This window comes from Pseudonocardia xinjiangensis, from assembly GCF_050948425.1.
GTDB lineage: Bacteria > Actinomycetota > Actinomycetes > Mycobacteriales > Pseudonocardiaceae > Pseudonocardia > Pseudonocardia xinjiangensis.
Genome location: NZ_CP192009.1, coordinates 5,440,712 through 5,453,968 on the forward strand (window position 1 = coordinate 5,440,712; position 13,257 = coordinate 5,453,968).

At 72.3% G+C, this 13,257-nt stretch carries 10 protein-coding genes; 6 read left to right on the forward strand and 4 right to left on the reverse strand.

Annotated features, from left to right (window positions below):
- Positions 1 to 21: 21 nt before the first annotated feature.
- From araA to araB, 3 genes are read right to left on the reverse strand one after another with little or no spacing between them, the layout of a single operon-like run.
- Entirely contained in the window at positions 22 to 1,521 is a 1,500-nt protein-coding gene (araA, locus tag ACQPZA_RS25665; RefSeq protein WP_433274503.1) for an L-arabinose isomerase, read from the reverse strand.
- Positions 1,518 to 2,204, reverse strand: coding sequence for an L-ribulose-5-phosphate 4-epimerase (locus ACQPZA_RS25670; protein ID WP_169399175.1), 687 nt, complete (start codon positions 2,202 to 2,204; stop codon positions 1,518 to 1,520). The genes araA and ACQPZA_RS25670 overlap by 4 nt, the downstream gene beginning before the upstream one ends.
- Positions 2,201 to 3,928 carry a ribulokinase gene (gene araB / locus ACQPZA_RS25675; protein ID WP_433274505.1) on the reverse strand — a complete coding sequence of 576 codons (1,728 nt, stop codon included), beginning with the start codon at positions 3,926 to 3,928 and terminating at the stop codon, positions 2,201 to 2,203. The genes ACQPZA_RS25670 and araB overlap by 4 nt, the downstream gene beginning before the upstream one ends.
- A 171-nt stretch (positions 3,929 to 4,099) precedes the next feature.
- On the opposite strand from araB, the gene ACQPZA_RS25680 reads away from it, so the two are divergent.
- Positions 4,100 to 5,134 (forward strand): LacI family DNA-binding transcriptional regulator, encoded by a 1,035-nt coding sequence (locus ACQPZA_RS25680; protein WP_433274507.1) that lies wholly within the window; start codon positions 4,100 to 4,102, stop codon positions 5,132 to 5,134.
- Positions 5,135 to 5,143: 9 nt separating this feature from the next.
- On the opposite strand, the gene ACQPZA_RS25685 is transcribed toward ACQPZA_RS25680, so the two are convergent.
- The gene (locus ACQPZA_RS25685) at positions 5,144 to 6,118 is read right to left on the reverse strand and encodes a LacI family DNA-binding transcriptional regulator (RefSeq protein WP_433274509.1); all 975 of its coding nucleotides are present in this window, start codon (positions 6,116 to 6,118) and stop codon (positions 5,144 to 5,146) included.
- 198 nt (positions 6,119 to 6,316) lie between these two features.
- Between ACQPZA_RS25685 and ACQPZA_RS25690 the strand changes: the two genes are divergently transcribed.
- The 5 genes from ACQPZA_RS25690 (at position 6,317) to ACQPZA_RS25710 (ending at position 13,255) form a co-directional block, all read left to right on the forward strand.
- On the forward strand, positions 6,317 to 8,176 hold the full coding sequence (locus ACQPZA_RS25690; RefSeq protein WP_433274511.1) for a glycoside hydrolase family 127 protein: 1,860 nt from the start codon (positions 6,317 to 6,319) through the stop codon (positions 8,174 to 8,176).
- 22 nt (positions 8,177 to 8,198) lie between these two features.
- On the forward strand, positions 8,199 to 9,512 hold the full coding sequence (locus tag ACQPZA_RS25695) for an ABC transporter substrate-binding protein (protein ID WP_433274513.1): 1,314 nt from the start codon (positions 8,199 to 8,201) through the stop codon (positions 9,510 to 9,512).
- Positions 9,509 to 10,456 (forward strand): carbohydrate ABC transporter permease, encoded by a 948-nt coding sequence (locus tag ACQPZA_RS25700; RefSeq protein ID WP_433274515.1) that lies wholly within the window; start codon positions 9,509 to 9,511, stop codon positions 10,454 to 10,456. Before ACQPZA_RS25695 ends, ACQPZA_RS25700 begins: the two co-directional genes overlap by 4 nt.
- A gap of 5 nt (positions 10,457 to 10,461) precedes the next feature.
- Positions 10,462 to 11,346 (forward strand): carbohydrate ABC transporter permease, encoded by an 885-nt coding sequence (locus tag ACQPZA_RS25705; protein ID WP_433274517.1) that lies wholly within the window; start codon positions 10,462 to 10,464, stop codon positions 11,344 to 11,346.
- Positions 11,347 to 11,860: 514 nt separating this feature from the next.
- On the forward strand, positions 11,861 to 13,255 hold the full coding sequence (locus ACQPZA_RS25710) for a selenium-binding protein SBP56-related protein (protein ID WP_433274519.1): 1,395 nt from the start codon (positions 11,861 to 11,863) through the stop codon (positions 13,253 to 13,255).
- Positions 13,256 to 13,257: the final 2 nt, after the last annotated feature.

The following is a 13,257-nucleotide window of genomic DNA, read 5'->3' on the forward strand; positions in this document are numbered from 1 at the left end:
GGGAGGCCGCGGTGGGACGGACTACAGGGCTCCGGCCAGGCGGTAGTACGCCTGGTTCCACCGCAGCTCGCGGGCGAAGCGGCGCGGCGTGGTGTCCGCGTCGATCACCACCAGCTCGGTGCGGGCCAGCTCGGAGAGGTCGTCGAGCTCCTCGACGCCGAGCGCGGTGGACAGGACGGTGTGGTGCGGACCGCCCGCCATGATCCAGGTCTCCGCCGACGTGCGGAGGTCCGGCGCCGGCTCCCAGACCGCCCTCGCGACGGGCAGGTTCGGCAGCGGCTCGTCGGCGGGGACGACCTCGATCTCGTTGGCCACCAGCCGGAACCGGTCGCCCATGTCCGACATGCCCACCACGACCCCGGGGCCGGGGGCGGCGTCGAAGACCATCCGCACCGGGTCCTCGCGGCCGCCGATGCCGAGCGGGTGGATCTCCACCCGCGGCGTGGCGGCGGCGACGGTCGGGCAGACCTCCAGCATGTGCGCACCGAGCACCCGCGGGCGTCCCGGGCCGAGGTGGTAGGTGTAGTCCTCCATGAACGAGGTGCCGCCGGGCAGCCCGGAAGCTGCCACCTTCAGCGTGCGCAGCAGCATCGCGGTCTTCCAGTCGCCCTCCCCCGCGAAGCCGTAGCCGTCGGCCATCAGCCGCTGCACGGCGAGCCCGGGGAGCTGGCGCAGCGCGCCGAGATCCTCGAAGTTGGTGGTGAACGCCATCGAGCCGGACGCCGCGAGCAGCTCGCGCAGCCCCAGCTCGATCCGGGCCGCGTAGCGCAGCGACTCGTGCCGGTCGCCGCCCGCACGCAGCTCCGGCACCACGTCGTAGCGGTCCTCGTACTCCGCCACGAGCTTGTCGACGTCGGCGTCGAGGCTCGCGTGCACGGCCTCGGCGAGGTCGGTGACGGCGTAGCCGTTGACGGTGACGCCCCAGCGCCACTGGGCCTCGGTGCGGTCCCCCTCGGTGACGGCGACGTCCCGCATCGTGTCGCCGAAGCGGGCCAGCCGCAGCGACCGGACCTCGGCCCAGCCCAGCGCCGCCCGGGCCCACGCCCCGACGCGCCGCTGCACCTCGGGATCCTCGACGTGGCCCGCGACGATCTTGCGGACCACCCCGAGCCGCGCCTGGATGTAGCCGAACTCCCGGTCGCCGTGCGCGGCCTGGTTGAGGTTCATGAAGTCCATGTCGATCGTCGCCCACGGCAGCGACCGGTTGGCCTGGGTGTGCAGGTGCAGCAACGGCTTGCGCAGCGCGTCGAGCCCGGCGATCCACATCCTGGCCGGGGAGAACGTGTGCATCCACGCGGTGACCCCGACGCAGCGCGGGTCGGCGTTGGCGTCCAGTGCCATCCGGTGGATGCCGTCGGAGCTGGTCAGCACCGGCTTCCAGACGATCCGCACCGGCGCGGCGCCCGAGGCGTCGAGCGCACGGGCGATCTCCTGCGACTGGGCGGCGACCTGGGCGAGAGTGTCCTCGCCGTACAGGCCCTGGCTCCCGGTCAGGAACCAGATCTCGCGGTCCTCGCTCATCGCCGGGCCCCCGTCTGGCCGTACACGTTCTGGTAGCGGTCGAACAACGCGTCCACGTCGTCGGGTGGGATCGGGACGAGCGGCCCGAGCTGACGCGCGATGTGCGTGGAACGAGCCACGTCCTCACACATCACGGCCGCCTTCACCGCGGCCTTCGCGTCGGGACCGATCGAGAACACCCCGTGGTTCTGCATGAGCACGGCGCGGGAGCGGTGGCCCGCCAGCGTCTCGACGATGCCGCGGCCGATCGAGTCGTCACCGATGCGGGCGAACGGGCCGAGCGGGATCGGCCCGCCGAACTCGTCGGCCATCGCCGTCAACGCGCACGGGATCGGCTCGGCGCGCGCCGACCACGCACTGGCGTACGTCGAGTGCGTGTGCACCACTCCCCCGACCTCGGGCATGTGCCGGTACACGTAGGCGTGCGCCGCGGTGTCGCTGGACGGGGAGAGCTCACCGTCCACCAGCTCACCGTCGAGGTCGCAGACGACGATGGCGTCCGCGGTGAGGTCGTCGTAGGACACCCCGCTGGGCTTGATCACGAACAGGTCGTGCCCGGGCACCCGGGCCGAGACGTTGCCCGCCGTCCACACGACGAGCCCGTAGCGCACCAGCTCGCCGTGCAGCGCCGCGACCTGCTCGCGCAGCTCGTCGACGACTTCCTTCGCGGACTCGGGGATCACCGGCCGTCCTTCCCGCTCGTGTTCTTCGTCCTGATGGCTTCCGCGCGCAGGGCGCGCAGGCGGTGCATCACGTCGTTTCCGCCGCCTGCGCCGCGGCGGCCGAAGTGCTCGTGCAGGCGGACGTACTCCGCGTAGAGGTCGTCGTAGGCGCGCGCCCGAGCGGGGTCGGGCCGGTACACGGCCCGGTTGACCTTGCCCATCGCCGCCGCTGCCGCGTGGACGTCCGGGTGCGCCCCGGCGGCGACCGCGGCGTGGATGGCCGAGCCGAGCGCCGGGCCCTGGTCGGAGCCGATCGTGGAGAGCGGGCGGTCGCACACGTCGGCGTAGATCTGCATGAGCAGGGCGTTCTTCAGCAGGCCGCCCGCCACCACCAGCTCGCCGACCGGCACACCCGCGCGCTCGAACGCCTCGATGATCGTGCGGGTGCCGAAGGCGGTGGCCTCCAGCAGCGCGCGGTAGGTGTCCTCCGGCCGGGTGGCGAGCGTCTGGCCCACCACCAGCCCGGACAGCTCGTGGTCGACCAGCACCGAGCGGTTGCCGGAGTGCCAGTCGAGCGCGACCAGGCCGTGCTCGCCGACGGCCTGGCCGGCCGCCAGCTCGGTGAGCAGGCCGTGCACGTCGAGGCCGCGCTCGGCCGCCTGCTCGTGGTAGCTCGGCGGCACGCTCGTGTCGACGAACCAGCCGAAGATGTCGCCGACCCCGCTCTGCCCGGCCTCGTAGCCCCAGAGCCCGGGCAGGATGCCGCCGTCGACCACGCCGCACATCCCCGGCACCTCGCCGAGCCGGTCGGACACCATCACGTGGCACGTCGAGGTGCCCATGATCGCCACCATCTGGCCGGGCTCGACGGCCTGTGCCGCCGGCACCGTCACGTGCGCGTCGACGTTGCCGACGGCCACCGCGATGCCCTCGGGCAGCCCGGTCCACGCGGCAGCCTGCGCCGTGAGCCCGCCCGCGCGGTCGCCGAGCCGGCCGATCGGGTGCTCCAGCTTCGCCTCGACGAAGTCGGCGAACCCGGGGTTCAGGGCGGCGAGATACTCCCGGCCCGGGTAGCGGCCGTCCTGGTGGATGCCCTTGTAGCCGGCGGTGCAGGCGTTGCGCACGTACGTCCCGCACAGCTGCCAGATGATCCAGTCGGCCGCCTCCACCCAGCGCTGCGTGCGGGCGTAGACCTCCGGGTCCTCCTCCAGCAGCTGCAGCGCCTTGGCGAACTCCCACTCCGAGGAGATCCGGCCGCCGTACCGGGCGAGCCACGCCTCGCCGCGGTCCTCGGCGAGTGCGGTGATCCGGTCGGCCTGGGCCTGCGCGGCGTGGTGCTTCCACAGCTTCGGATAGGCGTGCGGACGGCCGGCCAGCTCCGGCAGCTCGCACAGCGGGGTGCCGTCGGCGAGGGTCGGCAGCACCGTGCACGCCGTGAAGTCGGTGCCGATGCCGACCACGTCACGCGGGTCCACCCCGGACGCCGCCACGGCCTTCGGCACGGCGGTGCGGAGCACCTCCACCCAGTCCGCCGGCACCTGCAGCGCCCAGTCGGGCGGAAGCACGGCGCCGGTGGCGGGCAGGGTCCGCTCCACCGAGCCGTGCGGGTACGGGTGGACGGCGTCGGCGAGCTCCTCCCCGTCCGCCACCCGGACCACCACGGCCCGGCCGGACAAGGTGCCGAAGTCGATGCCCACGGCCACGGCGCGGCGCGGGTCAACGGCGCGCTCCCCGGGACTGCTCACGAAGCCCACTCCTTCTCACGACGGTGTGAACGCTCACATTGTTAGCGCTAACAAGGTTTGTCAAGAGGTCCTTGCTCCGCTGATCAGGTCTCGTCCACCGGCGTCACCCGGCCGGGGGCACCGTGATCGAGGGCGCTCACTCCGCGGCCCGGTTTGGGGCAGCATGCACGCATGCACGACTCGGCGCCCGCCCCCGTCATGACGGACGTGGCGCGGCTGGCGGGGGTTTCCCACCAGACCGTGTCACGCGTCGTCAACGGGTCCCCGCACGTCAGCGCGCCCACCCGGAACAAGGTGCTGGCGGCGATGGAGCAGCTCGGCTACCGGCGCAACGCGGTGGCCAGGGCGCTGGCCACGCGCCGGTCCGGGACGCTCGGCGTGATCACCTTCGACACGGTGCTGCACGGCCCGGTCACCACGCTCTACGGCGTCGAGCAGGCCGCGGGCGCCCTCGGGCTGGGGGTGAGCATCGCGGTCGTCGACCGGGTGAGCTCCGACGCGGTGATGCGCGCGCTGACCCGGCTGGAGGACCAGTCCGTCGAGGGCGTCATCGCGCTGGCCACCCAGGAGGACGCCGTCCGGGCCCTCACCGCCGGCCTGCGGGCCCTGCCCGCGATCTTCGTCGGCGGACTGGCCGGGGCCGCGGCGGCCGGCGCGACCGCCGTGGGCACAGACCAGCTCGACGGGGCGCAGGCGGCCACCCGGCACCTGCTCGAGTTCGGCCACCGCACCGTGCACCACCTGGCCGGCCCGCAGGACTGGCTCGACAGCCGCTGGCGCGTCGAGGGCTGGCGGGCCGCGCTGCACGCGGCGGGGGCCCCGGAACCCCCGCTCGTCGAAGGGGACTGGAGCGCCCGGTCCGGCTACTGCGGGATGCGGGCGATGCTCGCCGCCGATCCCGCTCTCACGGCCGTCTTCGCCGCCAACGACCAGATGGCCCTCGGCGCGCTGCGCGCACTCGACGAGGCCGGCCGCCGCGTTCCCGAGGACGTCAGCGTCGTCGGATTCGACGACGTGCCCGAGGCCGAGTTCTTCCGGCCACCCCTCACCACGGTCCGCCAGCACTTCGCCGAGGCCGGGCAGCGGGCGGTGCACCTCCTGCTCGACCTGATCCGGCCGCAGGAGTCGCCCGCCGACGCCACCCCGCCACCCCTGGTCCCCACGGAGCTGGTGGTGCGCCGCAGCTCGGGGCCCGCAGCCCGATGATCGCCGCGATCAGTCCGGCAACGTCGAGCCCCGGACGACGAGCCGGGTGGGTAGCTCCAGCGCACCGGAGTGCGGCCGGCCGCCCACGGCGTCGAGCAGCATCCGGGCGGCCCGCCTGCCCAGCTCCTCCAGCTCCAGGTCCACACTGGTCAGTGGCGGCCGGCAGGCCAGTGCCATCACGTCCCAGTTGTCGAAGCCGGTGACGGCGACGTCCTCCGGGATGCGGCTGCCCAGCTCACGGAGCCGGTCGCAGACACCGCGCGCGATCTGGTCGCTCCCACAGGAGATCGCGTCCAGGTCCGGGTGGGCGCGCAGCAGCAGGTCGACCGCCTGGCGGCCCCACCGCTCGCTCCACTCCCCGTACAGCGGGGGCCCGCGGAACGCCGCACCGGCCGTCTCGGTGGCCGCGGTCGCCCGCTCGACGGCGCTGCGGTGCCGCTCCGGCCCGGTGACGTGCGCGATCGCCGCCCGTCCGATGTCCGTGAGATGCGCGACGGCGGACGCCGCACCGCCCCTGTCGTCGACGAGGACGGACGCGTCCGCCGGGTCCGTCGAGCCGTTGAACGCGTAGACGACGGGAATGGGGACGGCGATCTGCGGCCGCGGCTCGGTGCGGCGGCCGGTGACGATGATGCCGTCGACGCGACGGGCGAGCAGCGTGCGCAGGTAGTGCTGCTCGCGCAGCGGGTCGTCGCGGGTGTCGCACAGCAACAGCGCCATCTCGCCCGCGCTCAGTGCGTCCTCCGCGCCGAGCATGATCGGGATGCTGAACCGGCCGGAGCTGTCGGTGGTGACCAGGCCGACCGTGTAGCTGCGCCCGGACGACAGGGCGCGCGCCCGACCGTCGGGGGTGAAGCCGAGCTGCTCCGCGGCGCGCCGCACGCGCTCGCGGGTCTCCCGGCGCAGCTGCCCGGTGTCGTTGAGCGCCTTGGACGCCGTGCCCGGCGAGACGCCGGCCAGTGCGGCGACGTCGGTGATGCGCACGACGGCGCCGGTCCGGCCGGCTGGGCTGCTGGTCAGCGGACGGCCCCTTTCCGTTCGTTCCGTGCCGCGCGCAGCTTACCGAGGCGCCGCGGGAAACCCGGAGCCCAAGGGTTGACCCGATCGAGGAGGGCACCCTACCTTCGGACGGAAAACGAATTCCTGATTTCCGTCCGGCTCGACAGCGCGCACAGGAGCGGCATGACGACGACCTCGCCCCGCACCCTCGGCACCGCACGTGGACCCGCCCACCCCACCGACACGGCCAGTGTGCGGTTGCAGCCGATGGGTCTCGGGGAGTCGAGGATCACCGGCGGATTCTGGGCGCAGCGCCAGCGGGCCAACGGCGCAGCGGCCATCCCGCTCGGCCGCAGGCGGCTCGACGAGGCAGGCAACCTGGAGAACCTGCGGATCGCGGCCGATGTCGCCGACGGCGAGGTCGTCGGCCCGATCTTCGCCGACTCCGACGTGTACAAGTGGCTCGAGGCGGCGGCCTGGGAGTACGCCCGCAACCCGTCCGACGGGCTGCTCGCCGTGCAGCGGGAGGTCACCGCGGTCGTGGCGGGCGCCCAAGCCGATGACGGCTACCTCAACTCCGTCGTCCAGGTCCGCCACCGCGACCGGGGCCGCTACGCCGACCTGCCCTGGAGCCACGAGCACTATTGCGCCGGGCACCTCATCCAGGCCGCCGTCGCGCAGGTCCGGTGCACCGGCGACACCGCGCTGCTGGACGTCGCGGTGAAGCTCGCCGACCACCTCGCCGACACGTTCGGCGAGGACCGCCGCCACGACGTCGACGGCCACCCGGTGATCGAGACCGCACTCGTGGAGCTGTACCGCGAGACGGGCGAGGTCCGTCACCTGGAGCTGGCGCGCTACTTCGTGGAGGCACGCGGCCACGGCCTGATCGCCGCCCACGGGCAGGAGCCCACCTACTTCTCCGACCGCGTCCCGATCCGCGAGGCCACCACGGTGGAGGGACATGCGGTCCGCGCGGTCTACCTCGCGGCGGGGGCCGCCGACGTGGCAGCCGAGCTGGGCGACGGCGAGCTGCTGGGTGCGCTGCGCAGGCAGTTCGACGACATGATCGCCACCAAGTCCTACGTCACCGGCGGCCTGGGGTCGCGCTGGGACCGCGAGTCCTTCGGCGACCCGTACGAGCTGCCGACCGACCGCGCCTACGCGGAGACGTGCGCCGCGATCGGCGGGGTGCAGTGGGCGTGGCGCATGCTGCTCGCCACCGGCGACTCCCTCTACGCCGACGCGATCGAGCGCATGCTGTTCAACGGGTTCCTCGGCGGGATCTCGCTGGCCGGCACCGAGTTCTTCTACGTCAACCCGCTGCAGCTGCGCGGCGGCGCCCACGCCGACGAGAATCGCTCCCCCGCCCACGGCCGCCGCGGCTGGTTCGACTGCGCGTGCTGCCCGCCCAACGTGATGCGCACCCTCGCCAGCCTCGACGGCTACGTCGCCACGCGCGACGCCAGGGGCGTCCAACTGCACCAGTACGCGCCCGGCACGGTGACCAGCGGCGACATCGAGCTGGTGGTCGAGACCGAGTACCCGTGGGACGGCCTGGTGCGGGTGCGGGTGGTCGCCGCGCCGGGCCGGTTCGCGCTGTCGCTGCGCGTGCCGGGGTGGGCGGGGGGCGCCACCGTCACCGCGGGCGGCACGACCCAGGAGGTCCGGCCCGGCTACGCGCGCCTGGAGCAGGACTGGACCCCGGGCGACGTCGTGGAGCTGCGGCTGCCGATGGACGTGCGCACCACCGTCGCGCACCCCCGGGTCGACGCGGTGCGCGGGTGCGTCGCCGTCGAACGAGGGCCGCTGGTCTACGCGGCGGAGCAGGCCGACCACACCGCACCCGTCGACGACCTGCACATCGACCCGGCCGCTCCCGCGGCGAGCGAGCACCGGCCCGACCTGCTGGGCGGCGTCACCGTCGTCACCACGCGGGGCCGTACCGACGCCGACGGCGAGCTCGACCTGACCCTCGTCCCGTACTACGCGTGGGCCAACCGAGGTGCCGGTCCGATGCGGGTCTGGATTCCCGCGATCTGAACCATCCCGCCAGGAGAGGACGATGACGACCTCACGCCGCGGTTTCCTCGCCCTCGCCGGCCTCGGCGCACTTGCCGCCGCGCTGCCGGCCTGCAGCTCTGTGCTGCCCGAGCCGGACATCCGCGCCCCCGGCTTCGGTACCTCCGCCACCGGGCGGGTCGAGGTCTGGTGTCGCTCGGCCACCCAGACGGGCCTGACCGCGATGGTCGAGCGCTTCAACGCGGCGCAGCACCGGCTCACCGTCGAGCTGGTCCCCGTGCCCGACGCGCTCTACGTCACCAAGCTCGCCACGGCGATCCGGGGCAGGCAGGTGCCGGACCTGGTGGACATCGACGACATCAACTCGCTGCTCTTCGTCCAGCGCGACGCGTTCACCGATCTCACCCCGCTCGTCGCCGAGCTCGAATTCGCCGATCAGCTCAGCCCCGGCCACCTCGCGCTCGCGACCGTGGACGGGCGGCGGTACGGCGTGCCGTACCTGGCCGACAACTCGGTGCTGTTCTGCAACACGCAGCTGTTCGCCCGCGCCGGACTGGACGTCGACGCCGCCACCACGAGCCTCGACGCGCTGCTGGGAGCCGCCCGCCGGATCACCGCACTCGGCGGGGACGTTCGCGGCTGGTCGTTCCCCGGCAACTCCTCCGGCGCGCTCGGGTTCGCTGTGCAACCGCACATCTGGGCCGCCGACACCGACCTGATCCGCGGGGAGCCCGGGGCGCAGGAAGGCAACGTTGCCGGCAACGAGGCGCTGGCCCGCACCCTGGAGTTCCACCGTGCACTGTGGATGGACCGGCTCGTCCCGCCCGGCTCGTACTCGGACGAGGCGGCCCGCTGGGCGGCGGACTTCCAGGCCGGCCGGATCGGCATGTTCCCGGCGAGCTACGGCGTGGTCACACCGGATGCGAGCCCGGGCCTGCTCGCGGCGACCACCGTCCGCCTGCTCCCCGGCCCGGACGGCGGCCGCGCCTTCTTCGACGGCGGCGACAACATGTGCATCCCCCGCGGATCCGCCAACGCGTCCGGGGCATGGGAGTTCGTGCGGTACGCGCTCGACCTGCCGCAGCAGTCGGTGCTCCCGGACGGCGGCTACACCCCCGTGCGCGCCGACGTCGCCACGCCCGAGTTCGCCGCCCGCTACCCGCTGACGCTCCCCCCGCTGCAGGCGCAGGAGCAGGGATACGCACCGAAGATGCTGTCCTACAACGAGATCTACAACCAGCCGGACGGGCCGTGGCTGACGATGTTCCGCCGCGCGGTCTTCGACGGCGAGATCGAGGCGGCCATGGCACAGGCACAGGAGTCCTATGACCGGATACTCCGGCAGGCCCGGACATGAGCGCAGAGACGAGCGCCGTGATCTCGCCGCCGGTCGCGCCGGCTCGGAGCCCCTCCACACCGGCGCGGCAGCGGCACTCGCTCACCCACCCACCCCGCACCGGGCTGCTGCTCGTCGCTCCCGCCGTGGTGATGGTCGCGGTGTTCGTGCTGGCCCCGCTGCTGTTCGCGCTTGGCATCTCCTTCACCGACTGGCCCCTGATCGGTGACGTCTCGGGGGCTGGGTTCGCCAACTATGTCAGCATCGGCTCCGATACGGGCTTCCTGCGAGCGGTGCTCTACACGCTCCTCTACACCGCGATCGTGACGCTGCCGATCCTCGTGGCCGGGTACGCGCTGGCGGTGCTCGTGCGCAGCAGGCGCCGCGGCGCCACTCTCCTGCGCACGGTGTTCTTCCTGCCGTTCGTCGTGGGGCTCACGACCCTGAGCCTGATGACCGTGCTGGAGGCCCAGCCCGACAGTGGGGGACTCAACCTGGTGCTGCAGGCTCTGGGCATCACCGACGGCAGCACCGCCTGGCTGGTGGACGGCCCGCTCGCGACGGGTCTCGTGTCGGCGCTCGTGATCTGGGGTGTGGCCGGGCTGACGATGCTGCTGCTGATGGCGGGGATGCAGGCGATCCCCCGGGAGGTCTACGAGTCGGCCGACCTGGACGGCGCGAGCTGGTGGCAGCAGGAGTGGCGGATCACGATCCCGATACTGCGGCGCACGATCGCGATGAGCCTGGTGATCTCGGTGGTCGGCTCCCTGCTCGCGTTCACGCAGTTCTATGTGCTCACCGACGGTGGCCCGGGCTCGGCCACCACCACCGTGGTCCTTTACATCTACCACCGGGCGTTCGTGCAGCTCCAGCTCGGGGCCGCCGCAGCGCTGTCGATCATGCTGGTGGTCGTGGTGGCGCTGGTGACGGCACTCCAGCTGTGGCTGGTCCGGGGCGAGGAGTGAGTGCCATGACGAGCACAGCGGCTCCGCGCACGTCGCGCACCTCGACGGGCCGGCGGGAGACCCGGACGAAGCGAACGCTCTATGCGGTCGGCGGCGGCGGGGCGTTCCTCGTCTTCACCGTGCCCCTGGCCTGGGCGATGATGCGCTCGTTGCAGCCGGGGACCGTGATCGTGGCCGCGCCGGACCGGGCGACGTTCTTCCATCTGACCCTCGACAACTTCCGTGCACTGGTCAGCGGCCCGAACAACCTGCTCGGCGCGGTCGCCAACAGCCTCGTCGTGGCGCTGGGCACGGCCGTGCTCACCACGGTGATCGCCACGGCGGCGGGCTACGGCTTCGCCCGTTTCCGTTTCCGCTCGGCGCCGCTGCTGTTCGCGCTCGTGACCGCCTCGATGATGGTGCCGTTCCAGGCCATCCTCACACCGCTCTACCTGCAGATGAACCTCATGCGGCTCACCGACAGCCTGGTCGGCCTGGTGCTCTTCTACACCACCGTCAACCTCCCGTTCGGTGTCCTGGTGATGCGCAACTCGTTCTCCACGATCCCGCGCGAGCTCGAGGACTCCGCGCACATCGACGGCGCGAGCACCCTGCGGATCATCACGTCGGTGCTGCGTCCCCTGATCACGCCCGGCGCGGCGACCGTCGCCCTGTACGCGTTCCTCGCGGCGTGGACGGAGTTTCTCGGGGCACTCACGTTCCTGACCTCCCGCGACCTGTACACGCTCCCCGTGGCGCTGGTGAACCTGCAGCAAGGCGCCTACGGACAGATCAACTTCGGATACCTGGCCGCGGGGTCGGTGATTGCGATGATCCCGTGCGTGGTGCTCTATGTCGGTCTCCAGCGGTTCTACGTCGCCGGGCTCGCCTCGGGGGCGGTGAAGGGGTGAGCAGCTCGGGCGCGTGTCCTATCGAGTGGACGGTCCTTCCGGACTGGGATCATGGAGATACCGCCTGACGGCGTCCGTTCCGCTGACCTGCTCGGCTTCCCTCCCGACGCGCGGCTGCTCATCGTCAACTGCGACGACCCCGGGAGGTACCACGCGATCAACGCGGCGATCCTCACGGCCGTCCAAGACGGGATGCAAGCTAAGCCGCCGAGTCGTGGAGCAGGAGGGGATCGACGTCATCGACGACGGAACCATGCAACGCGCGTGGTCGGCACGTCCCCGTTAATGACACCTCGGTACCGGATGATGATCGACCGGCACGATTCGGGCGCGCACCACTTCACAGTGGTGGGTAACGCGCCTACCGTCGCCCAGACGGTTCCGAGAACCCGGCGAGATCGTTCCGAAATGCCAGATGCGGGCGTTCTGATCACGAAACAGCTGCGGCGGCAGAACCGTACAGGAAACGCACGGATCCAGTGAGATCACCATTTCCGGTAACGAGGAGCCCACAATGGACCCGACCTTCTACAGGACCGCAGCCGACGCCGCAGCTGCCCCCGCGGAGGAGCTCGCGTACGTGGTCGCCTTCGACCGTGGCGCCACGACGAGCGACGCGATGACCGTGGTCGGCCTCGACCCGGAGTCGGACGACTACGGCGAGGTGATCGGCTGGACCGACATGCCCGCGGTGGGCGACGAGTTGCACCACTTCGGCTGGAACGCCTGCAGCAGCGCGCTCAAGCACGAGGGCCACGACATGGACGGACTCGCGCGCCGCCACCTGCTCGTGCCCGGCCTGCGGTCGTCCAACATCTACGTCCTCGACACCGGGCCTGACCCCCGCGACCCGACGCTGGTCAAGACCGTCGACGGCAAGGAGCTCGCGGCCAAGGCCGGCTACTCCCGCCCGCACACCCTGCACTGCGGCCCCGACGGGGTGTTCCTCACCTGCCTCGGTGGGCCGCCGGGCAACGACGACGGCCCGGGCGGCATCGCGCTGCTCGACCACGAGACCTTCGACGTCCTGCGCGCCTGGGAGACCGACCGCGGCCCCCAGCATTTCCACTACGACGCGTGGTGGCACCTCAACCAGAACGTGCTGATCTCCAGCGAGTGGGGCAGCCCCTCGATGATCGAGAACGGGGTCGTGCCCGAGCTGCTGCTGGGCCAGAAGTACGGCCACCACCTGCATTTCTGGGACCTGGCCACCGGCCGTCACCAGCAGAGCGTCGACCTGGGCGCCCAGCACCAGATGGTGCTGGAGGTCCGCCCCTCCCACGACCCGGAGGCCACCTGGGGATTCGTCGGGGTGGTGATCTCCACCGACGACCTCTCGGCCTCGGTGTGGCGCTGGCACCGCGACGGCGGGCAGTGGACGATCGAGAAGGTCATCTCCATCCCGGCCGAACCCGCCGACCCCGACCTGTTGCCGCCCGCACTGAAGCCCTTCGGCGCGGTGCCGCCGCTGGTCACCGACATCGACCTCTCCGTCGACGACCGCTTCCTCTACGTCTCCTGCTGGGGCACCGGCGAGATGAAGCAGTTCGACGTCAGCGACCCCGCCCACCCGCGGCAGACCGGGTCGGTGCGGCTCGGTGGCATCGTCGGGCGCACCCCCCACCCGGCTCGGCCGGACCTGCCGCTCGCCGGCGCTCCGCAGATGGTCGAGGTGAGCCGCGACGGGCGCCGCGTCTACTTCACCAACTCCCTCTACGGCGCGTGGGACGACCAGTTCTACCCCGACGGCGTCGGCGCCTGGATGGCCAAGCTCGACGCCGACCCGGACGGCGGCCTCAGCATCGACGAGAGCTTCTTCCCCCACGGCGACGACTTCCGCGGCCTGCGCGTGCACCAGATCCGGCTGCAGGGCGGCGACGCGTCGTCGGACTCCTACTGCTACCGCTGACC